This is a genomic window from Allofrancisella heilbronnii, assembly GCF_000710735.2.
GTDB classification, from domain to species: domain Bacteria; phylum Pseudomonadota; class Gammaproteobacteria; order Francisellales; family Francisellaceae; genus Francisella; species Francisella frigidaquae.
In genome coordinates this window covers 1,562,394-1,585,052 of record NZ_CP144673.1, presented here as the reverse complement: position 1 = coordinate 1,585,052, position 22,659 = coordinate 1,562,394, and the positions used below count along the sequence as shown (strand labels likewise).

Genomic DNA, 22,659 nt, shown 5'->3' with positions numbered 1-22,659 from the left:
ATGCAAAAACACACAAATAAATTTATTACCAACTCTCAATATTCTAAAGTTATTACAGAAATTATTAGCCAATTTGATGAATGTGAAGAATTTATTATAAGTGTAGCCTTTATCACCCTTAGCGGAGTTATTTGTATACTAGAATCGTTACGCCAACTTAAGCTTAAAGGTGTAAAGGGTAAAATTCTAACTGGATGTTATCTAAATTTTACTGAGCCTAAAGCTATAGAAAAGTTGCTAGAATTTGACAATATAGAGCTAAAAATACTCGACTCTGAAAACTTCCATGCAAAAGGGTTTTTCTTTCGTAAGGCGGATAACTGGCATATTATGATAGGTAGTGCAAATCTGACACAATCTGCCCTTACTGTTAATAGCGAATGGAATCTATTATTTAGCGCTAATTGTCAAGATAATGTAGTCAGACAAATTTTAGCAGAATTTAATAAGCTTTTTGATAGAGCTAAAGAAGCTTTGGCTATACTTGATGATTACCGTTTAAACTATGAAGTTGTCAACAGACTTATTACTTTTGGCAATTTGGAAAAAGTTAAATCTATCTCACCAAATTTTATTCAAAGCCAAGCACTAGAAAACCTAAAGTCTCTAAGGTTGAGTAATATAGATAAAGCTTTGATAATCAGTGCAACTGGTACAGGAAAAACTTTTTTAAGTGCATTTGATGTTGCATTAGTTAAGCCAAAACGATGTTTATTCGTTGTACATCGAACTAACATTGCTACTAAAGCAAAAGACACCTTTGCAAAAATTATTAAAGATAAGAAATTAGGGCTTTATACAGGAAGTAGTAAATCTCAAGCCGATTATTTGTTTGCGACAATTCAAACTCTTAAGGATCCAAAAGTCTTTAGCAGTTTTCAAGCTGATGAATTTGATTACATAATCATCGATGAGGTCCACCATGCAGAAGCTAATAGTTATAAGAAAATTTTAGGCTATTTTAAACCAAAGTTTCTTTTAGGAATGACAGCAACACCAGAGCGTACTGATACTGGCGATATATTTAAGCTATTTGATTATAATATTGCTTATGAGATTAGACTGCATCAAGCTTTAGAACAAGATCTGCTTTGTCCTTTTCATTATTTTGCTATTGAGGATTTTTACCTTGAATCTGAAAAGGTATTAGCTAAAGATTTTGCTAAATTAACAAGTGATTTTCGTATAAACCATATTGTGGGAAAAATGAATTTTTATGGGTTTAGTGGTCAACATAGATCAGCTTTAATGTTTGTTAGTAACGTTAATGAAGCAAAAGAGCTAGCAACTAAGCTTAATCAAAGAGGTATAAAGTCACAAGCTTTAACAAGTCAAGATTCAGAGTATACAAGGGATTTGGCTATATCAAAACTTGAAAGTTATAGTTTAGAAGTGATCGTAACAGTGGATATTTTTAATGAAGGAATTGATATTCCTTGTATTAACCAGGTTATTTTACTACGCCCAACCCAAAGTAGTATTGTTTATATCCAGCAGCTAGGCAGGGGACTTAGGAAATTCAAAGATAAAAAATTTGTTGTGGTTTTAGATTTTATTGCTAATTATGAAAACAATTTTTTGATACCTGTAGCCCTAAGCCAAGATAACAGCTATGACAAAGACCAACTTAAAAAGTTTGTTGTTTCACCAAATAATTATATTAGTGGTAAAAGTACGATAACCTTCACTAATATTGCTAAAGAACTAATTTATAGAAACATCCAAAAAACTAATTTTTCTCAGTTAAAAAATATAAAAAGAGATTATGTTCAGTTGAAGAAAGAGTTAGGTAAAATACCTACGTTAGTTGACCTTGAAACACATAATTTTATTGCTCCAGAGGTTATTTTATCAGCAAAGGATACTTATTATGACATTCTTAAAGCCTTCAAAGAGGATATACCAAATTTAAATGAGCAAGAGTACAGAATTTTAAAGTTTATCTCAAAGGAGTTTACTCCTGCAAAAAGGTTGTACGAAATTTTAATTTTGGAAAAACTTCTAAAGCAATCGTGCATGGAAGTTAAAAACTTGGAAAGATTAGTAGCTCAAGAAATAGAGAATTTTAATATAGAAAGCTTTGTTAGTGCATTACAGCACTTATCTCTAAAAATATTTACAGTTAACGCTGGTAGGCAAGAGTATACACCTTTAATAAAGCTAGAAGATAAACAGATCTCTCTTTTACCTTATAGCACTATAATTGGTAACAGTTTCTTACAGTGGCACATACAAGATTTACTGGTTTATAATAAACTTATTTATCAGCAAAAATATCATAAAAATAAACTCCGTGGTTTATCTCTGTATGCTAAATATTCTAAAAAAGATATTGCTCACTTACTTAATCAAGATTATACAAACGGTGGAGTTAATTTAGCTGGTTATAGATTTTTTGATAATAAGGCTTTGTTGTTTATGACTTTTGATGAGAATAAAAAATTTAGCCAATATGATAATAAGTTTCTTTCAGATTCAGTCTTTACATTTTACTCTAAAAAGAACAAATCTTTAGAAGATAAACAAGAAAAAGCCTTAGCAAAGAATAGCGTTATAAGCTATGTGTTTGCTAGAGTGGAGAAAAATGACGGCTATTACTATTTAGGAGATATACTAAAGTGTATAGAAGCTAAAGAGCTATATTCTAGCAAAACTATTAGATACACTTTTGAACTGTCTAAAAAGTTACCAGCTGACTTATGGGTATATTTTAAAACTGTTTATAAAAACCAAAACAGTATTGGTAGGCTATTTTGAATTTACACAATTACCTAGTGTAATAGCTTTGACTTAATCTGACATTGTGTATAAAATAAGATGTCAAATTAAGGAAGAATAAAATGAATGCATCTCAAAAGATAATCAAACCCAAATTAGGTCTGTTAGAATTAGCAAAACAATTAGGTAATGTCAAGCAAGCTTGTAAAGTGATGGGTTACTCAAGAGACAGCTACTATCGCTTTAAAGAGTTATACGATAATGGTGGAGAATTAGCTTTACAAGAAATATCCCGTAAGAAGCCATTAGAGAAAAATAGAGTTGAGGCACATATTGAGCAAGCAGTAGTTAATATGGCTTATGAATATCCGGCGTATGGACAACATAGAGTATCAAATGAATTAGCAAAGCAAGGAATATTAGTCTCAGGAAGTGGAGTTAGATCTATTTGGCTTAGACATGACTTAGAGAATTTTAAGAAGCGATTAACAGCACTAGAGACCAAAGTAGCTCAAGATGGCTTTATACTTACAGAAGCTCAATTACAAGCTTTAGAAAAAGAAAAAGCTAAAAAGGTTGCTACTGGTGAGATTGAAACGCATCATCCAGGTTACTTAGGATCTCAAGATAGCTATGTAGGGTATATAAAAGGTATAGGTAAGATATATCAACAGACATTTGTAGATACGTATACTAGAGTAGGATTTGCTAAGTTATATACAGAAAAAAATGCAATAGTAGCTGCTGATATGCTTAATGATAAGGTATTACCATTCTTTGAGGAACATGGAATAGATCTATTAAGAGTATTAACAGATAGAGGCACGGAATATTGTGGAAAGCTGGAGAATCATTCCTACCAGATGTACTTAAGCATAGAAGACATTGACCATACTAAAACAAAAGCTAACTCCCCTCAAACTAATGGTATCTGTGAAAGATTTCATAAAACTATGAAAAATGAATGTTATGAGACAATGTTTAGAAAAAAGGTTTATTCAACGATTGAGGAGATTCAGCAAGATGTTGATATATGGCTGGATTATTACAATAACGATAGACCACATTCTGGTAAGCACTGTTATGGAAAAACGCCTATGAAAACTTTTATTGACTCAAAACCTTTGGCAAAAGAGAAAAATTTAGGTAATATGTTTGATAAATCTGACACTAGTTTAGAAATAAATTCAGTCTCAAATTAATTGGTGACTGTCAGATCAAGTTTGAGCTACTACACTAGAAAGGCTCGCTGTTCACGCAAAATTTTGCATAGAGTACTTAGCCTCCAAAAACTCATAAATACCTTCATCTGAACCTTCTCTACCTAATCCAGATTCTTTAATACCTCCAAAAGGTGCCTTTTCATTTGAAATCAGTCCTGTATTTATACCAACCATACCATATTCCAAAGCGATTCTAACTCTTCGTATTTGATTTATATCATTACTAAAGAAATAGCTTGCTAAACCATAGTTTGTATTGTTGGCTCTTTTTAAAGCTTCTTTCTCGGTATCAAAATCAAAAACAGCTATGACTGGTCCAAAAGTCTCTTCACAACTAACTGTCATTTGATCAGTCATATTATCCAGTATTGTTGGCTCAAAAAACTTTCCTCCTAAGTTAGGGTTAATTTGTCCACCACAAACTATTTCTGCTCCTTTTGATACAGCATCATCTATATGAGCTTGTACTTTCTCTACAGCAGACTTATTAATCAAAGGTCCTATTTGTACGTCCTTATCTAAGCCATTCCCTTGCTTTAGCTTAGCTATTGCTTCTTTAAGCTTAGACATAAATTCAGCTTTGATATTTTTTTGTACAAAGATTCTATTTGGCGCTACACACACCTGGCCAGCATTTCTGATTTTTGCAGCAATAAGTCCTTCGACAGCTTTCTCAAGATTTGCACTTTCAAATACTATAAATGGAGCATTACCTCCAAGCTCTAGAGATACCTTCTTGACAGTCTCAGCAGCTTGTTGCATAAGTAACTTACCAACTTTTGTCGAACCCGTGAAGGTTATTTTTCTGACGATACTACTATGTTGAAACTCTTTTCCAATGATACTTGAATCTCCACAGATCACCTGCAGCAGATTTTCATCAGCACCTGTGTCAATAAATAACTCTCTTACAGCAAATGCAGTTAAAGGTGTAAGCGCAGAGGGCTTAAGTATCACACTGCAGCCTGCAGCAATAGCTGGAGCTACTTTTCGTGTGACCATAGCAATAGGAAAATTCCATGGAGTAATAGCTGCAACTACACCTACTGGCTGGTAGTCAACTCGACCTTCCGCGTCTTCAAAACCAGGTTCAAATATACGGCTATCTATCCTTTTAGCTTTTTCTGCATACCACTGTATAAAATTAGCTCCATATAGTATTTCAGATTTTGCTTCAGTTAAAGGTTTGCCACTTTCTAAAGTAATGATCTGAGCCAATTCATCAGCGTTTTTAACAATTAAGTCATACCATCTGCTTAAAAGTTTTGATCTTTCTGTAGCTAACTGCTGTCTAAAACTATTTTGAGCTTGTTTTGATAAAATTATACTTTTTTGAATATATTCAGCACCTTTAGTCTCAAGCTTACAAATAAGCTCATCTGTAGCTGGGTTTATTACTTCAAAACTATTTATTCCATTAAAGGAATATCTGTTTATAACTCTAGTTAATAATTTATTATCTAGCATAGTTTTTTCCTATAAAAATTTTTATATTGCTTGTATAGCAGTAATTGCTATTGTGTAAGTTATATCATCAACAGTTGCCCCTCTAGAAAGGTCATTTACAGGTTTATTAATGCCTTGCAGTACAGGGCCAATACTTAATACATTAGCGCTTCTTTGCACAGCTTTGTATACTGTGTTACCAGTATTTAAATCAGGAAAGATAAGCACTGTAGCTTTACCTGCAACAGGGCTGTCAGGAGCTTTTTTCTTTGCTACACTCTCTATCATTGCAGCATCATATTGTAATGGCCCATCTACTAATAATTCTGGTACCTTTTGCTTTAAAATTTCTGTCGCTAGGCGTACTTTCTCTACTTGAGCACCAGAACCAGAAGTGCCTGTACTATAGCTAATCATAGCAACACGAGGCTCTATACTAAATTTTTTAGCAGACTCCGCGCTTTGAATAGCTATATCTACCAATTGTTCTGCTGTAGGATCTTGATTTACTGCACAATCTGCAAAAACTATAACTTCATCAGGCATGCACATAAAAAACACCGATGAAACTAAAGATACATTAGGTTTTGTTTTTATTAATTGTAAAGCTGGTCTTAGTATATCTGCTGTTGTATGCTCTGCTCCTGAAACTAATCCATCTACCTCTCCAAGGTACAACATAAGAGTAGCTACTATTATAGGGTCTTTTAAAGCATCTTTGGCTAAACTTTCGGATAATCCTTTATGCTTTCTAAGGCTCATTAAAGTATCTAAATATCTTAACTCTTGAGCCTCATCTAACGGGATAATTTCTATACCTTTAGGTAAGCTAAAACCATTTAACTCAGCAACTTTATTAATCTTTACTTTATCACCAATAAGTACACAATCTGCGATACCCTGCTCATAGCAGTTTTTAGCTGCTAGCAAAGTTCTAGGTTCGTAACTTTCAGGTAAGATAATTCGCTTTCTAGCTTGTCTTGCCATTTTTAGCAGATGGTACCTAAATGCTGGTGGCGACATCACTTGTTGCTTTGGAACCTCTTGTCTGATCGCGTGTAAAATCTTTTCTTTATCCAGTGAGCTTACTATGGCTTCTTTAACCATTTGGATACGTTCTTTATCATCATTTGGTATACCCATAAAATCAATATTAGCTAGCTTAAGGATTGTATTTACGCTTCTATTTTTTGTGGTTAATATTACTAAACCAGCTTCTTCAGCTGTATCTAAACATAGCTGCTTTACCTTCTCGTCTAAATATTCCTCCGCTGTTAAAATAATCCCTGCTATCTTTAAACCATTTCTAGCAGCTAGACACACTGTAACTAATATATCCGATCTATCAGCAGAGGTTATTACTAAAGAATTTGGTGCTAGATCTCTAATAAAATTCTCTATCCTTCTAGAGCACATTGTCACTTTATGTACTCTAGCATCAAGGTTATTAGCGGTAATAACATTTAGTTTCAAACTATTTTTGATATCTACAACCCGTGGATAAGTTTTTTCTTTATCCCACTCTATCACACCTAATAAAGAGAGTTTATTTTCTCTTAAAATAGGTAGCTCTCGGATTTCTTCAAAGCTGACACTATTTCTCCTAATAGTAGAAGCATCCTCTTCTGCCAAACTAAAGCTCATATGTCCATCATCATCGTAGGGTGCGTTTAGTTTTGTGATTATTACCCCTAAAGTTTTTATTCTTTGAGGTAAATTCCGATAAGCGTAATCTAACTCACTATTGATATCATCCAAAGATTTATTACCATGATATGAAACCACTATAACTTTAGCTGATAGAGCTTTGATTAATTCCGTATTTAATTCACTAATTACACTATTTAACGGATATAGTTTATGGGTATCATTCCCTTGACGAAATAAACCATAAACTATAATAAAATCATAGCCTTGACACTTATCATAAAATTTACTAAGCAATATTTCTACATAATCTTTTACACGGCCATTTAACAAATATTTTTCAATCTCTTCTATAGTCATTCCTATATCAAAAATAGGGTGAAAAGTGGCTACTTTAAAACCTTCTTCCTGTAAAGCATATTCTAAGCTTTTTGTTAAAATCCTAAGTCCAGTATACTTCGATGTGGGTAACATAAGTATAGATGTTTTCATATCGTACCTCTAAATAAGACGCATTGTTTCCTGAGCTATCATCAACTCTTCATTTGTGTTTATAATCATAATATTATGGCTTTCTTGAGTATTAATAAAACTTTCTTTATTACTATTTTTTTGATGATCAAGCTTAAAACCAATATTTTTAAGCTTAGTGACTATATTCTCACGAATATTAATTGCATTCTCACCAATCCCACCTGTAAAAATTAGTCCATCAAACTTTTCAAAATAAACCATATAACTTGCAACAAACTTAACGACTCTATGACAAAACATTTCTATGGCTAATTTCGCTAGCTCATCACCTTGGTTAGCTAAATGAGAAATCTCTCGCATGTCACTATGCCCACAGATCCCTAATAGCCCGCTTTGTTTATTTAAAATAGTTGTGATTTTGTTTATATTCCAACCTAAATTATTGGCTAAAAAATCAAAAATTCCAGCGTCAATACTACCTGAACGTGTACCCATAATTAAACCATCTAGCGGTGTAAAACCCATACTTGTATCTACACTTTTACCTTCAACTACAGCTGATAAACTACATCCATTACCTAGATGGGCCACTATAAAATTTCCATTTTTTTTGCCTAAGAGTTTAGCTGCTTGAGTAGATACATACTTATGTGATGTACCATGAAAACCATATTTTTTTATATGATATTTTTTAGTTAACTCTCTAGGGATAGCATATTCCGATACGTACGCCGATATTGTTTGATGAAATGCTGTATCAAAAACAGCTATTTGTGGTAAATTTGAAAATATTTGCTGACAAAATGTTATACCCTCTATATTTGCTGGATTATGCAGTGGTGCAAGTGGTATACAGTCTTTAATTTTTTCTAGGTTTTCTTCATCTATTACAACAGAGTTTGAAAAGTACTGTCCGCCATGCACGACTCTATGACCAACAGCTATAATACTGTCTAAATAATCATTTTCTTCTAAAAATATTTTTAATTCTATAAAAATATCTTTGTATTTACCATTCTCTATAATTTTTTCGAAATTTTGCTTACTATTAAAAACTATTCTACAATTTCGTTGACCAATATTTTCAGCCAAACCTGTTAACAAAGACATTGAACTTATAGGATCTATAAGAGCAAACTTAACTGAGGAACTGCCGCAGTTTAGTACTAGAATATGAGGCATTTATTAAAACATTTAAAATAACTATTGGACTTAATTATACTATCTATTGTTACATAAGGCGAACTGTAGACATCTGTGAGACAATCGCATTAGGCTTCTTTTGAAATTCTAGTTTAGAAGATAGTAATCAAATTTGACATGAGGTTGCTATCAAAATCCCCCTAGACCCTATCAAATTTATCATATATGAAATTATTTTTTTAATTTGTATTATTGATTGTGTTAAAAAAAGAAAAATTCTGTTTGATTCGCTGTTTGCGGCGGAAGCTATTTTTTTTGTATATAAAGGAGGTATATAAAAATGGATATAGATGATCTTATGAATGAAATGATGGACTCGTACGAAGAAAAATTATTAGATAGAAATGAAAAAATAATTATTAATAAACAATCAGTTAGAGAAAGGCTTAAAGTAACACCTACAAATATTGATAAAAGTATGCTTTTGACATTTGTAAGCCCAGAATCTCTTAAATATGCTTTTTTGGATGGTATTCAACAATACAACTCATATTTTAATATTCAGATCAACTATGGTGAAATAGCTAAAATTGCTAAACGATTGAATAAAAGTGAACACTATGTCTCAACAGCAGGCCTACAAGCAGCTGCAGAGTGGAATCGTCTTATGAGCTCAGCAGATGACTCAAAACGTATATTAAGTGTGTTACAAACATTTCTTGAGTACCAAGGTGCTTATGCTGAAGCAGGTTATAATACAGAAACTCTACAATACTCTAGAGCTTTTGACTGGAAATCAGCACAAACTTCTAAGTTAGATTCTAAGGGTAATTCTATAAAGAAAAGACACATGTCATCTGAAAGTTTAGTATCTATGAGTACATTTGTATATATGGCCATTCTACACCAAGCGACTATATTTAGAGGTCTAAATAATAAATTAAACTTATATATGATTGCAGCAGCATCTAACTCACCTGACACAGGTAGTAGACCATTTCAAGGAGTTGGAGCAATGATAGCGAAATTTATTACAGGAAGGATCAATTCAGGAAACAGCTTATTTTTGAGTGAAGGTGATGAATCAGAATTAGATATGGTTTCCCTACCCGAATCTGAAAAAATTTTGGCTGGATTAGCATATTTACTATCTAAAACCCCTGAAGGAGCAAAAGTGCTAGGAAGTATTATATCTGGAGATAGATTAAAACAATTTAGTGAATTAGGAAAAAAACTTGCTAGTTCTAATAATTTAACCCAACCTAATATAAATAAAGACGCAGGGCTTTCTGAAAAGATGATAAAAAACACTGGTAAATATTTAGCTCTTATTACCCAAGGAATAAGTGATTATGTTTCTAAGGTAACTAATAGAGTTGGACAGACTGATCATTTTAATTTACAGTTAGGGTTAACAGCTGGAAATATCTCAATGGCACTTAAGCCATTAGGTTATATTCCTGTCCTTGGCGGAACAATAGAATCATATTTTAACACTATTTTAGGAGGGCTAGCTGATAAAAAAACTTATGGAGTCTTAGAACCTCATGGTGTAGATGGACGCGTTCGCGCTTTTTTATTTGGCAATGCATGTAAGAATTTTGCTATGCATGTTAGAAAGACGCAGCAATATCTTACTTCTTCTCACAATAAAAACAGAACAGGTCTACAGTTTGGTCAATTAAATAAAAAATCATTATTATTGGCTATAGACTGCTTTCATAATACATATAAAGACTGTTTAAATATCATGCCAAATAGAAAAGGGTCTTTGGGAACAATGTTGCGCATGCATGCTAACCCAGATGTAGATCTAATGAATGGTAACTTACCAGATATAGATCAAGCGGCAATGAACAAATATGTACAGCAGCGATTATAACTGATAGAGTTAGAAACGAGTCAAATATGAAAGTAAGAAGTCATATTTTCATGTATTCAGATTGTAGTAGTAAAAAAACCTAAAAATTCTTATCGATTTAATTGTTTTAAAGAGAGCCTTTAAAAAGGTATATCATCGTCAAAACTAGATGAATTTATCTCTGCAAAGTCAGGGACGTTATCTTGTTGTGTGGTTTGATGGTTAAAATTACTAGTTGCTTGCTCATTATTATAGCTTGCGTCACCTTGAGTATTACCACCAATAAACTGAAAATTACTTGCTACTACTTCAGTTGAGTATTGTGTGTTACCATTTTTATCTTGCCATTTGTTTGTACGTAATCTACCTTCTATAAATAGCTGTGAACCTTTATTAGCATACCTTTGAATAATCTCCGCTGCTTTACCAAATACAACTATTCTATGCCATTCTGTAGTTATATTTTCACCCATGCCGTCATTTGTAGCTAAACTTAAGGTTGCAACGGTTGTACCATTCTGGGTAGTTCTAACTTCTGGAGTTATACCCAATCTACCTAGTAAAATAACTTTATTTACAGTTCCTTTTGCCATTATCAAACTCCTATATTAAATTTTCATCATCAACTATAGCTTACCTTAAAAAAAACTAACTTATAAGTCATTTATAATAAAAACATAATTTTTTTTAATCTTCGGTGATTATAGTATTCTTTATTTCATCATAACTAAACCCATTATATACTAAATAGTTTATAGCTTTTTGTTTTAGTTTTGGATCTAGCTCTAACATTTCAATATCTGTATACTTTTTATATAAACATTTCTTGCATAGGTCAAACCAGTCAATGTCTAAACTCGCCAAAAAGTTTTCTACCAACTCTTGAGATAAACCTTTTTGATATGCAGCTATATTTATAATCCTCTTCTTTCCTCTTAATTTGTTAATTTCACTACTAACAAAAACCTCTACGAACCGCCTATCTGATAACCAATTATTTTGCTCAAACTCATCTAGCAAACGCTCTATTTGCTCTTGTGAGATATTTGCTCTTTTATTTAATTTATCAAAAAGCTGTTTGCGTGAATAATCTTGTTTAGCAAGAAGATATAAAAGGTAGTTTCTTTCTTTAGATAAGCTCATTTTGAGTTTTTGAGTTTACTTTTGGTTCAGACTCTGAGTTTTGGTTTGTGTACTCTTGAGGAAGCAAAAGCTCTAAAATAGACTTTTCTATCTCATCACGTTCGACAGTATTTTCTTTTAGATAATCTTTAGCTTTTTCTTTACCTTGACCTATTTTTTTACCTTTGTAACTATACCAAGCCCCAGATTTTTCAATAATATTGTGCTTTGCACCAAGGTCAACAAGCTCTGCCTCTAAAGATACACCCTCTCCATACACTAGCTCAAACTCTGCCTGTTTAAATGGAGGAGCAACTTTGTTTTTAACTACCTTAACTTTGATTTCATTACCACTAACATCAGCACCATCTTTTAGCGATCCACCTTTTCTTACTTCTAATCTTACAGAAGAATAGAATTTTAAAGCATTACCGCCTGTTGTGGTTTCAGGATTACCAAACATTACTCCTATTTTCATACGAATTTGGTTAATAAACATTACCAAAGTATTCGAGCGTTTGATATTGGCTGTAAGCTTTCTCAAAGCTTGTGACATTAATCTAGCTTGTAGACCCATATGAGAATCTCCCATATCACCTTCTATCTCAGCTTTTGGAGTAAGTGCTGCTACAGAGTCAACAACAACGATATCCACGCCACCAGAGCGTACAAGCATATCAGCAATTTCTAAAGCTTGTTCACCAGTATCTGGTTGAGACACTATTAGATTGTCAATATCTACTCCTAGAAGCTTAGCGTATTTAGGATCAAGCGCGTGCTCAGCGTCAATAAAGGCTGCTGTGCCGCCTTGCTTTTGACATTGTGCTATCGCAAGAAGAGTAAGAGTAGTTTTACCAGAAGACTCATGTCCGTATATCTCTATTATTCGCCCTTTAGGATAACCTCCTATCCCTAAAGCAACATCTAATGCTATAATCCCTGATGGGATAACATCAATATCATGTGCAGCCTGCTGGTCGCCCAACCTCATGATTGAGCCTTTACCAAACTGCTTTTCAATTTGTGATAATGCTGATTCTAACGCTTTTTCTTTACTCATTTTTGACTTCCTTAGTGTTGCTTAGTGCTATCACTAGATTTCAAAGAATCTTGATACATCGCATCAAAGTTTACCGCGGACAGACATAACTGAGGGAAACCGCCGTTAACTACTAAGTCAGAAATAGCTTCACGAGCGTAGTGATAAAGTATGTTCGGGCAAAAAGAATACTTAGCATGTTCTATTTGTTGATCTTGCATATTAGAAATTGTAAAAACACCTGCCTGCTTAACTTCTATTTCAAAAGCTGTGACACCATCATTCTCAACTTTTACTTCTACAGTTAGTATACTTTCATAAGTATTTTCTTCTGGTAGTTTTTCTGCTGTAATTTTTAAATCTGTATGTAATTGCGGTCTCCACTGTGTAGTCCATATTTTGTCAGAATTTGGAACAGAGAAAGAAAGATCCTTTATATAAACTTTTTGGATTTGAAATTGTGGTTGTGTTTGTTGATCCATTTTATGATCCCTCTTTAGTTTAGTCTTTTTAGTTTGAAGATGATTTTACTGGATAGCTAGCTTGTAGCCATGCTTTTAGACCATCTTTCAAAATATATACTTGCTCAAAACCTTCTTTACGCAATAATTGCATAGCTTTTTCTGCTTGGTCACCATAAATAACTATTGGTTTTGTTTTACTTTTAATTAACTTTTTATGCTTATCTGCCAAATCATTAATATTAATATTTTGAGCTCCTATAATATGAGTTTTACTGTATTGCTCATGATCTCTAACATCTAAATATATCCCTTTATTTTTATTTACGGTAGCAACTGCTTCTACTACTGAAAGCTTATATTGAGACTTCTTTGATTGGGTTAGCTCAAAAACTATATATATAGCTAAAATAAGAATAAAAGATATACAAAATAACAAATTCTGTGATACAAAGTAAGCTAGATTTTCCATAACTTTATTTCTAATAATTAAAATATACCTGAGATAAGATTATACATATCTTTAGGTATAAAAAAAAGCAGTTTTGGTATATGGGACTGTTGCAAACTAAAATTATATGTTTCTAACTGTGAAGGGTACCTGCGGTTGCGTGCTTATTGATAGACATTTCTCTAGCAAGTACTCTTATTTGGTTTAGATAAAGTTTTATTCATAAAACCTAAACTCTTTTGAATACTTTGTCTCAGGCATCTTGTATATGACTCCTAAAGTGATTATAGATGTAACTACTAAATAAAAGGCAGGAGCATAACTAGAGTTAGTTAAACTAATTAACCAAATACAAATCATAGGAGTAGTTCCAGCAAATAAGGCATTTCCTAAATTATAAGCAGCAGACATGCCACTATACCTATATTTTGTTGGAAAAAGCTCTGTAACAGCTATTTGGAAAGCTGCTGTCATGGCAGAAATAAGTAAAGCTAATATTAGCTCTAATATTAAGATACTTTCTAACCCCCCATTATTAAAAAATGTAAACATAGGAAAACTTAAAATAGCAATTAAAATTATAGGAAAGTATAAAAATGGTTTTCTCCCCCATATATCTGATAACCACCCAAAAATAGGCGAGACTACTGCATATAGTGTTGAGACAACTACAGTTATAAACATAATTTTATTTACATTGAACTGTCTATTGGTTATCAAAATATTAGGTAAAAAAGTAGCCATCATGTAATAAGCAATACCCACATAGCCGGTTATTACAAATGTCCAAACAAGAGGCATCTTAGGGCCACTTAAAGCATCCCTTAGCGGGGTTTTGCTTAGTCTACACTCATTTTTTATGCTTTTAAAAAAAGGAGACTCTTTTGCCTTTTTCTGAAGAGTAGTTGAAACAATTGCTAATATTAAGCCAACTCCAAAAGCTACACGCCAGCCATATGCTAGCATTTGTTCTTTAGTTAAAAAAGTAGATAATATACCAACAGTTGAAGCACTCATAATAACGCCTATTTGTGAAGCTAAACCAGCTAAAGCTGTCGTAAATCCACGATACCTACTTGAAGCGCTCTCTGCTAAAGCTACTAATACACCAGAATATTCACCACCTACAGAAAATCCTTGGAGCATACGGGCAAAAAGTAATATAAAAATAGCCCATATTCCCCCAGACTCGTAAGTAGGCATAATCGTCATAATCAACATAGGCACACACATCAGAATCATACTTAATGTAATTGCATAACGCCTGCCAAACCTATCTCCTAATGATCCAAAAAAGAACCCCCCAAGCGGGCGCATAATGTAACTAGCGGCAAATATACCAAACACTGTAAGCAAAGCTACTGTTTGATCTTCTGTTGGGAAAAACAATATGCTTAAATAAGTAGAAAGATAACCATAAAGACTAAACTCAAACCATTCTAAAACAGCTCCAAGATTCGTTATAAAAATAGTTTTTCTTCGTTGGCTTGAAGTTAATTGTTTTATCATTTCGATCGAGTAAATATTAATACTGTTATTTATTATATAGGTTTAAGTATTTTAGAGGCAAATTTTATAAGTTTCATAAAATGTACACCACGATCAATTAATATAAATCTTTTGCTTTTGAACAATGCTGTTATTTTTATATTTAAATCACAAATATGATTTAATAATAAAATAACCCAATATTTTTTATTGCTTAATTATTAATGATGTAAATTTTGGAATCATAATAAACATTGAGAATACAACCTAGCATTAATATACGAATTATGATTTTTATAAAAAATTTAAATTACTTTTTGATTTCTCCATTAAGAAAGCATTATTTAAAGTTGTATTTGTAATCCCCTCCAAAGCTTCTTTAGTTAAAAAAGCTTGGTGAGCAGTTACTAAAACATTTGGAAATGTGAGAAGCCTTTCAAAGATGTCATCATTAATAATTTCTCCAGACATATCTCTAAAGAAAATATCTTTTTCATACTCATAAACATCTATAGCTAAACCAGCTATGGATTTAGATTTAAGAGCTTTGATGATAGCTTGAGTATCAATTAATGCTCCACGACTTGTGTTGATTATAAATGCCGAAGGTTTTATTAAACTAAGAGCTTTTTGGTCAATTATATATTTAGTATCATCATTTAACGGGCAATGTAAGCTTATAACATCAGCTTTCTTAAATATAGTATTCAAATCTACTAACTTAGCATATATAGGTATATCCTTTTTGTTTATAAAAGGATCATACACTAAAATTTCTCCACCAAATCCAGACATAATTTGACCAAAAGCTTTACCAATATTACCAAAACCAATTATTCCTATAGTTTTTTGATGAATATCAAAACCTTCAAGTCCTTCTATATTAAAATTACTTTCTTTGACTCTATTATAAGCCTTATGTATCTTACGATTTAAACACAATAAAAGAGCTAAAGTATGTTCAGCAACTGAAAATGGTGAATATGCCGGTACTCTGGCAACTTTTATACCTAGACTTTTAGCATGGGCAACATCAACGTTGTTAAAACCGGCACACCTTAGAAGAATATTTTTGACTCCAATATCGTCAAGTTTATCTAATACATCTGCGTCACAAACATCATTTACAAAGATGCACACAGCATCATAGCCTTTAGCAAAAATAAAAGTTTCCTGGTTTAAAGGATAATCACCAAAAGTTAGTTGATGATTAGAGTTTAGTTTAGAAAAATACTCTTTGTCATACTTTTTAGTAGAATAAAAAAAGATTTTCATGAGCTTTAGCTCCTGTTTTTAGCCAACAGAAATTCTCTTATACTTAATTTTAGTAACAGCATCATACTTATCGCCAAGACGGCGTTTTTTATCTTCTATATAAGCATCATAATTACCTTCAAACCATACTACTTCACTATTACCTTCAAAAGCAAGCATGTGTGTAGCAATACGATTTAAAAACCATCTATCATGCGAGATTACCATTATACAACCAGGAAATGCTAAAATAGCCTCTTCTAAAGCTCTTAAAGTTTCTACATCTAGATCGTTTGTCGGTTCGTCAAGCAATATTACATTACCACCACTTCTAAGTAGCTTAGCAAGATGAACACGGTTTCTCTCACCACCAGATAACTGAGATATATATTTCTGCTGATCAGCACCTTTAAAATTAAATCTACCAACATACTGACGTGATGGTATAGTGTATTTACCAACTGATATAACATCTAAACCATCAGATATTTCTTCCCACACGGTTTTGTTATCATCTAGAGCATCGCGAGATTGATCTACATATGCTAGATTTACAGTTTCTCCAATTGTGATATTACCAGCATCTGGAGTTTCTTTGTCTGTTAGCATTTTAAAGAAAGTCGATTTACCAGCACCATTAGCCCCAATGATTCCAACAATCGAGCCAGGATAGACATCCATATCAAGACCATCGATTAGTAATTTATCATCAAATGATTTAACAAGATCTTTAACCTTGATTACATTATTTCCTAAACGTTCTCCAGGTGGGATATATAGCTCTTGAGTTTCATTACGCTTTTGGAACTCTTGCGAGCTTAATTCATCAAATTTTGCAAGTCTAGCTTTTGATTTTGCTTGACGGCCTTTAGCATTTTGACGCACCCACTCTAACTCTTCTTTTAGTGCTTTTTGGTGCGATGATTCACGCTTTTCTTCCATTTCTAAGCGTTTCTGTTTTTGCTCAAGCCATTCTGAGTAATTACCTTTAAATGGTATACCTTCACCACGATCTAGCTCTAAGATCCACTCAGCAACATTATCTAAGAAATATCTATCGTGCGTAATAGCTACAACAGTACCTTTGTATTCTGCTAGGAATTTCTCAAGCCATGCTACAGACTCTGCATCTAAGTGGTTAGTAGGCTCATCTAGAAGTAAAATATCAGGAGCAGATAATAATAATTTACATAAAGCTACACGACGAGCTTCTCCACCGGATAATTTAGTAACATCAGCATCCCAAGGCGGTAAACGTAAAGCTTCTGCAGCTATTTCAAGCTTGCGGTCTATTTCCCAAGCACCAGCGGTATCTATAGCATTTTGTAACTCTCCTTGTTCTTCAAGAAGTTTTGCCATTTCATCATCAGACATTGGTTCACAGAATTTCATACTAATTTCATCAAATCTAGTAAGCATATCTTTTAAGTGGGAAAGGGCTTCTTCAACATTACCACGGACATCTTTAGTATGATCTAGTTTTGGCTCCTGTGGTAGGTAACCAATTTTAACTCCTTTGCGTGGAGCTGCTTCGCCAATAATCTCTGTATCAAGACCAGCCATAATTTTAAGTAGGGTCGATTTACCTGAGCCATTTAAACCAAGTACCCCAATCTTTGCACCATCAAAAAAAGATAGCGAGATATCTTTGAGTATGTATTTATTAGGCGGCACAACTTTACCAACCCTATGCATTGAGTATATATATTTTTCAGCCATGAAAATTATTTTTTGAAAAATTTAAAGTAGTAAGATTATAGCAGATATGCTTAATAAAGATGATAAGAGAAAATTATTTTTCATAACCAATATACTCAACAGAGTCATTAGTCACTTCAAATTTAAATATCACAAGTCTAAACCTAAAGAGAAACATCCCTTGCGTAATACTCTCTTCTTTAACTCTTCTAATAATTTCTTCTTCTAGAGACTCATCTGTATATCTACATAAATCGAATATACTTGTAAAATCAGTATATAATTTTTTAAAGTTTATAATTTGCATAATTAATATAGTGCCTGGTGTTGTTATGTAGTTTTAATATACTTTATGGAAAGTATTATCTCTATTAAATTATGCAAAGTTTTTGTTCATGGAACCTATTCAGCACGTTGATTTTTTTTAAAATCGTATCATTTCTCTAGGCACATTATTTATTTTATTCACATCCATAGTTAAAATAACTTTCTTAATAATAATTTATAATTTTATTTAATTGTGATAATGTTTAATATATATTAGTTTACAATTTTGAAAAACAAATTATGTATGGTATAACTCATAAAGAAATTGAAAAAATTGCTCGGTTTTTTGATAATGGAAAAGTAGTGGACTTATCTAATTATGGATTAAATGATGGTGCTATAGAGCTGCTAGTTAAAACTATTAAACACCCTGACAAAAAAACTCATTTGAATCTTAAAGGTAATAGTATTGAAGACCAAGGAATAAAATATATTACTAATAAGCTAAAAAATTTGAAGGTGTTAGATCTTTCAGATTGTAATATTACTGACAAAGGAGTGGAATTTATTGTTAATCAACTAGAAGGTTTGGCAGGATTAAACCTTTCAGGTTGTAATATTACTAACAAAGGAGTAAGAGATATTGCTTTAAATACGTCATCTCTAAAATCTTTGAGCTTTTCAAGTCATGAAATTACTGATGTAGGAGTAAGAAGTATTACAACTTTTATGTCACATCCGAAATGTTTAAAATCCCTAGAACTTTCTAGCAATAGTATTACTGATGTAGGAGTAGAGTATATTACTAGAAATCTGTCGTCTTTAAGTTCATTAAGCCTTTCTAGTAATAGTATTACTGATGTGGGATTAAAGTATATTGCTAAAAATCTGCCATCTTTAAGTTCATTAAGTCTTTCTAGCAATAGTATTACTGATGAAGGGGTAAGATATATTGCTCAAAATTTACCAGCTTTAATGTCCTTGAATCTTTTAGATTGTAAAAAAATTACTGATGTAGGAGTAAGATATATTGCTAGAAAACTGTCATCTTTAAATTCATTAGGTCTTTCGAGCAATAGTGTTACTGATGAAGGGGTAAGAGATATTGCTAGAAAACTGTCATCTTTAAATTCATTAAGTCTTTCTAGCAACAGTATTACTGATGTAGGAGTAAAGTATATTGCTAAAAATCTACCGAAGTTAACGTCATTGGATTTTTCTAATTGTAGAAAAATTACTGATCAAGGAGCGATAAGAGTTATTAAAAGTATGTTTTTAAAAGAACTAGGTCTTTCTGGTTGTGATATTACAGATAGGGCATTGACACATCTTTGTAATCAAAATTATAAAAGAGAGGGCTTTTTTAACAACATTTGTGAAGCTAAATTGCCTGATGAGAGAAATTCTACCTCTAGTAATGTGGGAGGAGATACAATTTGGGGGGGGCGATCACTTAATCTTTCTAATTGTAAAGGAATTACTGATGTGGGGGTATCGTATGTCGCTCATTGTAGATTCTTGGAAGAACTTAATCTTTCAGGTAGTAGTGTTACTGATAAAGGATTGAAACGTATTGGTTTTGGGCTATACAATTTAAGGATCTTGGACCTTTCAAATTGCTCTGATGTTACAGATAAAATGATAGTTCCTCTCCTTATAAATAACCTACCTAAATTGGAATTTTTAAACGTTTTGGGTTGTAATAATATTTCTATAGCTATGTTAAATTCGACTATCAGGCTACGTCCAAGATTATTATCATTAAAAAGTGATATGAGCATATATAAAGATGACTTTAATACTGTGGATTTATCTTACAGTAAATTATCTCTATCGGAGCTTATAGAAAGGGTGAATTTATTTTTAAAACTAAAAAGAACAATTAATAAATTAAACCTCGAGGGTAACAATATTAAACAATTTCAGCTCAAAAGCATAATATCTCTTCTAAGTTCTAACGAAATATGTCAAAGCCTGAAGTCATTAAACCTTTCGGGTTGTGAAATTGATGATAGAGGATTGGAGGTTATTACTAAAGAACTGACACATTTGAAGACTTTAATTCTAGCAGGTTATAGTGCGGGTAGCTTTTTAGAAGGATTGTTTGCAAATGGTAGGATGCCAAATTTGAGGACTTTAGTTCTTGCTGATTGTAATATGCAGGTTGATATGGTGGTGGCTTCTCGTATCACTCAAAAGTTCCAAAATTTAGAATCACTAGACCTCTCGGGCTGTAGAATTGGTGATAAAGGATTAGAAATTATAGCTAAAGGATTAACACGCTTGAAAACTTTAATTCTCGCAAATTGCGATATGGCTAGCATTAAAGATGGATTTTTAGCGATTGGAGGAATGTCAAATTTGGAGTCTTTAAATTTTTCAAGTTGTGGAGAAGGTATAAATGACAACATCATGAATTATATAGTTAGAACTTTACCAAATTTAAAGTTGCTCAATATTGCTTACTGTAAAATTACTGCTCGAGGGGTAAAAACTATTGCAAACAAACTAAGAGGATTGAGTTCGTTAAATCTTTCAGGTAGTAACATTAGTGAGATGGATGCGCGTATACTTGCTCAACAGCTAAACTGCTTAGAATTATTAGATCTTTCAAACTGTCAGAATATTGACGATAAGATGCTAGGGACCTTAACCAAAGAGTTTCCACATTTGGCATTCAAGAGTCTAGATTGTAAAAATTTAGGCTTTAAGACAAAGAGCTCAAAGTTATTAATAATAGGGTTTTAATGCCTAAAATGTCGCATATTTGTAAAGACCATTGCTATACCAGCTTTGTTTGCAGCGTCGATTACTTCTTGATCATTTTTTGAGCCACCTGGTTGAATCACAGCTTTTGCTCCTGCTCTGATACACTCTTCTAAACCATCAGCGAAAGGAAAAAAAGCATCAGAAGCAACTACAGAGTTTGTAGCTCCAGCATGTACTTGAGCTTTTTCAGCCCCAATCCTTGCAGAATCAACACGACTCATTTGTCCAGCTCCAATTCCTACAGTTTGAGTATCTCTAGCATAAACGATAGCATTTGATTTAACATATTTGACTGCTTTCCAAGCAAACATCAAATCAGCCCATTCTTGCTCGCTAGGAACTCTATCTGTAACTACTTTACAATCTTGTATTGTAACACCACCATTATCATAAGATTGAGATAATATACCTCCATGGATATTCTTGCTAATCATACGTGATGATTTAGTATCAAAGACTATACCTGTTTCTAATACTCTTAAGTTCTTTTTAGCAGCTAGAATCTCTAAAGCTTGCTGTGTGTATGATGGAGCTATTATTACCTCTAGGAATATTTTTCCTAATGAGTTTGCAAACTCTTCATCAACTTCGCAGTTAAATGCAACTATACCACCAAATGCGGAAATTGGGTCACATGACAAAGCTTTTTGCCATGCTTGATAAGCACTTTCACCTGACGCTATACCGCATGGGTTAGCATGTTTAATAATTGCACAAGATGGTTCTGTAAACTCACACACCATTTCAAAGGCGCCATCTGCATCGTTAATATTGTTATAGGATAATTCTTTTCCTTGTAACTGTTTGGCGTTTGTTGTACTTACTGTGTTAGGGTTTGTAGAGTATACAGCAGCTTTTTGGTGTGGATTTTCGCCGTATCTAAGTACTTGCTTTAGGGTGCCTACAGAAAAAAGTTTTTCTGGATATTCTTCTTTTAACTCTTTAGAAAACCAATTAGCTATATGGCTATCATACTCTGCTGTATGTGAAAAAGCCTCTAAAGCTAGTTTTCTACGAGTCTCTAAAGTAGTAGAGCCATTATTTTCTGCCATTTCTTTTATTATGGTTTGGTATTGGTTTGGATTAGTTACGATAGTAGTGTGCTTGTGGTTTTTTGCACATGAACGAACCATAGAAGGGCCACCAATATCTATATTTTCTATACAGGTTTCAAAATCAGCACCTGAAGCTACAGTGTTAACAAAAGGATATAAATTAACTACAACCATATCTATTTCGCCAATATTATTTTCTTGCATAGCTTTGATATGCTCAAAGTTATCTCTATCAGCCAAAATACCGCCATGAATTAGAGGGTGCAAGGTTTTAACCCGACCATTCATAATCTCAGGAAAAAGAGTATGTTCTGAGACATCTTTAACCTTTAGTCCAGAATCTTTTAGAGTTTTAGAAGTTCCACCTGTCGATAAAATCTCAATACCATATTTAGCTAATTGATTTGCAAAATCTACTATACCAGTTTTATCCGAGACAGATATTAAAACCCTTTTGATCTTTTCCATTTTTATTCCTTGTGAATTTAGAATATTTATAAACCTTCGGTACTCATTATAACAATTTTGGAAAGAAAAAAACTA

17 protein-coding genes are annotated in these 22,659 nt (G+C 32.7%); 4 read left to right on the top strand and 13 right to left on the bottom strand.

Annotation, left to right across the window (positions count from 1 at the left end; translation table 11 throughout):
* On the top strand, window positions 1–2,757 hold the full coding sequence (locus FRA_RS07435; protein WP_035720394.1) for a DUF3427 domain-containing protein: 2,757 nt from the start codon (window positions 1–3) through the stop codon (window positions 2,755–2,757).
* A gap of 83 nt (window positions 2,758–2,840) precedes the next feature.
* Window positions 2,841–3,920 (top strand): IS481-like element ISFw3 family transposase, encoded by a 1,080-nt coding sequence (locus FRA_RS07430; protein WP_035718769.1) that lies wholly within the window; start codon window positions 2,841–2,843, stop codon window positions 3,918–3,920.
* A gap of 51 nt (window positions 3,921–3,971) precedes the next feature.
* Here FRA_RS07430 and FRA_RS07425 read toward each other — a convergent pair whose 3' ends face one another.
* Genes FRA_RS07425 through FRA_RS07415 form a run of 3 tightly spaced genes read right to left on the bottom strand, consistent with a single transcriptional unit; the run spans window position 3,972 to window position 8,690 of the window.
* Window positions 3,972–5,408, bottom strand: coding sequence for an NAD-dependent succinate-semialdehyde dehydrogenase (locus FRA_RS07425; RefSeq protein WP_035720393.1), 1,437 nt, complete (start codon window positions 5,406–5,408; stop codon window positions 3,972–3,974).
* Window positions 5,409–5,429: 21 nt separating this feature from the next.
* Window positions 5,430–7,526 (bottom strand): phosphate acetyltransferase, encoded by a 2,097-nt coding sequence (pta, locus tag FRA_RS07420; RefSeq protein WP_035720392.1) that lies wholly within the window; start codon window positions 7,524–7,526, stop codon window positions 5,430–5,432.
* A 9-nt stretch (window positions 7,527–7,535) separates the two neighbouring features.
* On the bottom strand, window positions 7,536–8,690 hold the full coding sequence (locus FRA_RS07415) for an acetate/propionate family kinase (protein WP_035720390.1): 1,155 nt from the start codon (window positions 8,688–8,690) through the stop codon (window positions 7,536–7,538).
* 301 nt (window positions 8,691–8,991) lie between these two features.
* On the opposite strand from FRA_RS07415, the gene FRA_RS07410 reads away from it, so the two are divergent.
* A complete protein-coding gene (locus tag FRA_RS07410) occupies window positions 8,992–10,533 on the top strand; it encodes a hypothetical protein (RefSeq protein ID WP_035720389.1) in 1,542 nt (513 codons plus the stop codon).
* A gap of 119 nt (window positions 10,534–10,652) precedes the next feature.
* On the opposite strand, the gene FRA_RS07405 is transcribed toward FRA_RS07410, so the two are convergent.
* The 9 genes from FRA_RS07405 to FRA_RS07365 form a co-directional block, all read right to left on the bottom strand.
* Window positions 10,653–11,105, bottom strand: a complete 453-nt coding sequence (locus FRA_RS07405) for a single-stranded DNA-binding protein (RefSeq protein WP_035720387.1) — start codon at window positions 11,103–11,105, stop codon at window positions 10,653–10,655.
* Window positions 11,106–11,199: 94 nt separating this feature from the next.
* Entirely contained in the window at window positions 11,200–11,655 is a 456-nt protein-coding gene (locus tag FRA_RS07400) for a regulatory protein RecX (RefSeq protein ID WP_035720385.1), read from the bottom strand.
* Entirely contained in the window at window positions 11,642–12,694 is a 1,053-nt protein-coding gene (gene recA, locus FRA_RS07395; protein WP_035720383.1) for a recombinase RecA, read from the bottom strand. The genes FRA_RS07400 and recA overlap by 14 nt, the downstream gene beginning before the upstream one ends.
* A gap of 11 nt (window positions 12,695–12,705) precedes the next feature.
* Window positions 12,706–13,155 carry a protein-export chaperone SecB gene (secB, locus tag FRA_RS07390; protein ID WP_035720381.1) on the bottom strand — a complete coding sequence of 150 codons (450 nt, stop codon included), beginning with the start codon at window positions 13,153–13,155 and terminating at the stop codon, window positions 12,706–12,708.
* Window positions 13,156–13,183: 28 nt separating this feature from the next.
* The gene (locus FRA_RS07385) at window positions 13,184–13,606 is read right to left on the bottom strand and encodes a rhodanese-like domain-containing protein (protein WP_035720378.1); all 423 of its coding nucleotides are present in this window, start codon (window positions 13,604–13,606) and stop codon (window positions 13,184–13,186) included.
* Window positions 13,607–13,801: 195 nt separating this feature from the next.
* Window positions 13,802–15,094, bottom strand: coding sequence for an MFS transporter (locus FRA_RS07380; RefSeq protein WP_051686778.1), 1,293 nt, complete (start codon window positions 15,092–15,094; stop codon window positions 13,802–13,804).
* A gap of 273 nt (window positions 15,095–15,367) precedes the next feature.
* Window positions 15,368–16,348: a 2-hydroxyacid dehydrogenase gene (locus tag FRA_RS07375; protein WP_035720376.1), complete on the bottom strand. Its 981-nt coding sequence runs from the start codon at window positions 16,346–16,348 to the stop codon at window positions 15,368–15,370.
* An 18-nt stretch (window positions 16,349–16,366) separates the two neighbouring features.
* The gene (ettA, locus tag FRA_RS07370; RefSeq protein WP_035720374.1) at window positions 16,367–18,046 is read right to left on the bottom strand and encodes an energy-dependent translational throttle protein EttA; all 1,680 of its coding nucleotides are present in this window, start codon (window positions 18,044–18,046) and stop codon (window positions 16,367–16,369) included.
* A 73-nt stretch (window positions 18,047–18,119) separates the two neighbouring features.
* The gene (locus FRA_RS07365; RefSeq protein WP_035720372.1) at window positions 18,120–18,332 is read right to left on the bottom strand and encodes a hypothetical protein; all 213 of its coding nucleotides are present in this window, start codon (window positions 18,330–18,332) and stop codon (window positions 18,120–18,122) included.
* A 260-nt stretch (window positions 18,333–18,592) separates the two neighbouring features.
* Between FRA_RS07365 and FRA_RS07360 the strand changes: the two genes are divergently transcribed.
* Window positions 18,593–21,040, top strand: a complete 2,448-nt coding sequence (locus FRA_RS07360) for a leucine-rich repeat domain-containing protein (protein ID WP_035720370.1) — start codon at window positions 18,593–18,595, stop codon at window positions 21,038–21,040.
* Here FRA_RS07360 and purH read toward each other — a convergent pair.
* Window positions 21,037–22,584: a bifunctional phosphoribosylaminoimidazolecarboxamide formyltransferase/IMP cyclohydrolase gene (gene purH, locus FRA_RS07355; RefSeq protein WP_035720367.1), complete on the bottom strand. Its 1,548-nt coding sequence runs from the start codon at window positions 22,582–22,584 to the stop codon at window positions 21,037–21,039. The genes FRA_RS07360 and purH overlap by 4 nt on opposite strands.
* Window positions 22,585–22,659: the final 75 nt, after the last annotated feature.

Coding starts and splice junctions, on each gene's coding strand:
- FRA_RS07435 (WP_035720394.1), top strand. CDS start 1: ATGCAAAAACACACAAATAAATTTATTACCAACTCTCAATATTCTAAA.
- FRA_RS07430 (WP_035718769.1), top strand. CDS start 2,841: ATGAATGCATCTCAAAAGATAATCAAACCCAAATTAGGTCTGTTAGAA.
- FRA_RS07425 (WP_035720393.1), bottom strand. CDS start 5,408: ATGCTAGATAATAAATTATTAACTAGAGTTATAAACAGATATTCCTTT.
- pta (WP_035720392.1), bottom strand. CDS start 7,526: ATGAAAACATCTATACTTATGTTACCCACATCGAAGTATACTGGACTT.
- FRA_RS07415 (WP_035720390.1), bottom strand. CDS start 8,690: ATGCCTCATATTCTAGTACTAAACTGCGGCAGTTCCTCAGTTAAGTTT.
- FRA_RS07410 (WP_035720389.1), top strand. CDS start 8,992: ATGGATATAGATGATCTTATGAATGAAATGATGGACTCGTACGAAGAA.
- FRA_RS07405 (WP_035720387.1), bottom strand. CDS start 11,105: ATGGCAAAAGGAACTGTAAATAAAGTTATTTTACTAGGTAGATTGGGT.
- FRA_RS07400 (WP_035720385.1), bottom strand. CDS start 11,655: ATGAGCTTATCTAAAGAAAGAAACTACCTTTTATATCTTCTTGCTAAA.
- recA (WP_035720383.1), bottom strand. CDS start 12,694: ATGAGTAAAGAAAAAGCGTTAGAATCAGCATTATCACAAATTGAAAAG.
- secB (WP_035720381.1), bottom strand. CDS start 13,155: ATGGATCAACAAACACAACCACAATTTCAAATCCAAAAAGTTTATATA.
- FRA_RS07385 (WP_035720378.1), bottom strand. CDS start 13,606: ATGGAAAATCTAGCTTACTTTGTATCACAGAATTTGTTATTTTGTATA.
- FRA_RS07380 (WP_051686778.1), bottom strand. CDS start 15,094: ATGATAAAACAATTAACTTCAAGCCAACGAAGAAAAACTATTTTTATA.
- FRA_RS07375 (WP_035720376.1), bottom strand. CDS start 16,348: ATGAAAATCTTTTTTTATTCTACTAAAAAGTATGACAAAGAGTATTTT.
- ettA (WP_035720374.1), bottom strand. CDS start 18,046: ATGGCTGAAAAATATATATACTCAATGCATAGGGTTGGTAAAGTTGTG.
- FRA_RS07365 (WP_035720372.1), bottom strand. CDS start 18,332: ATGCAAATTATAAACTTTAAAAAATTATATACTGATTTTACAAGTATA.
- FRA_RS07360 (WP_035720370.1), top strand. CDS start 18,593: ATGTATGGTATAACTCATAAAGAAATTGAAAAAATTGCTCGGTTTTTT.
- purH (WP_035720367.1), bottom strand. CDS start 22,584: ATGGAAAAGATCAAAAGGGTTTTAATATCTGTCTCGGATAAAACTGGT.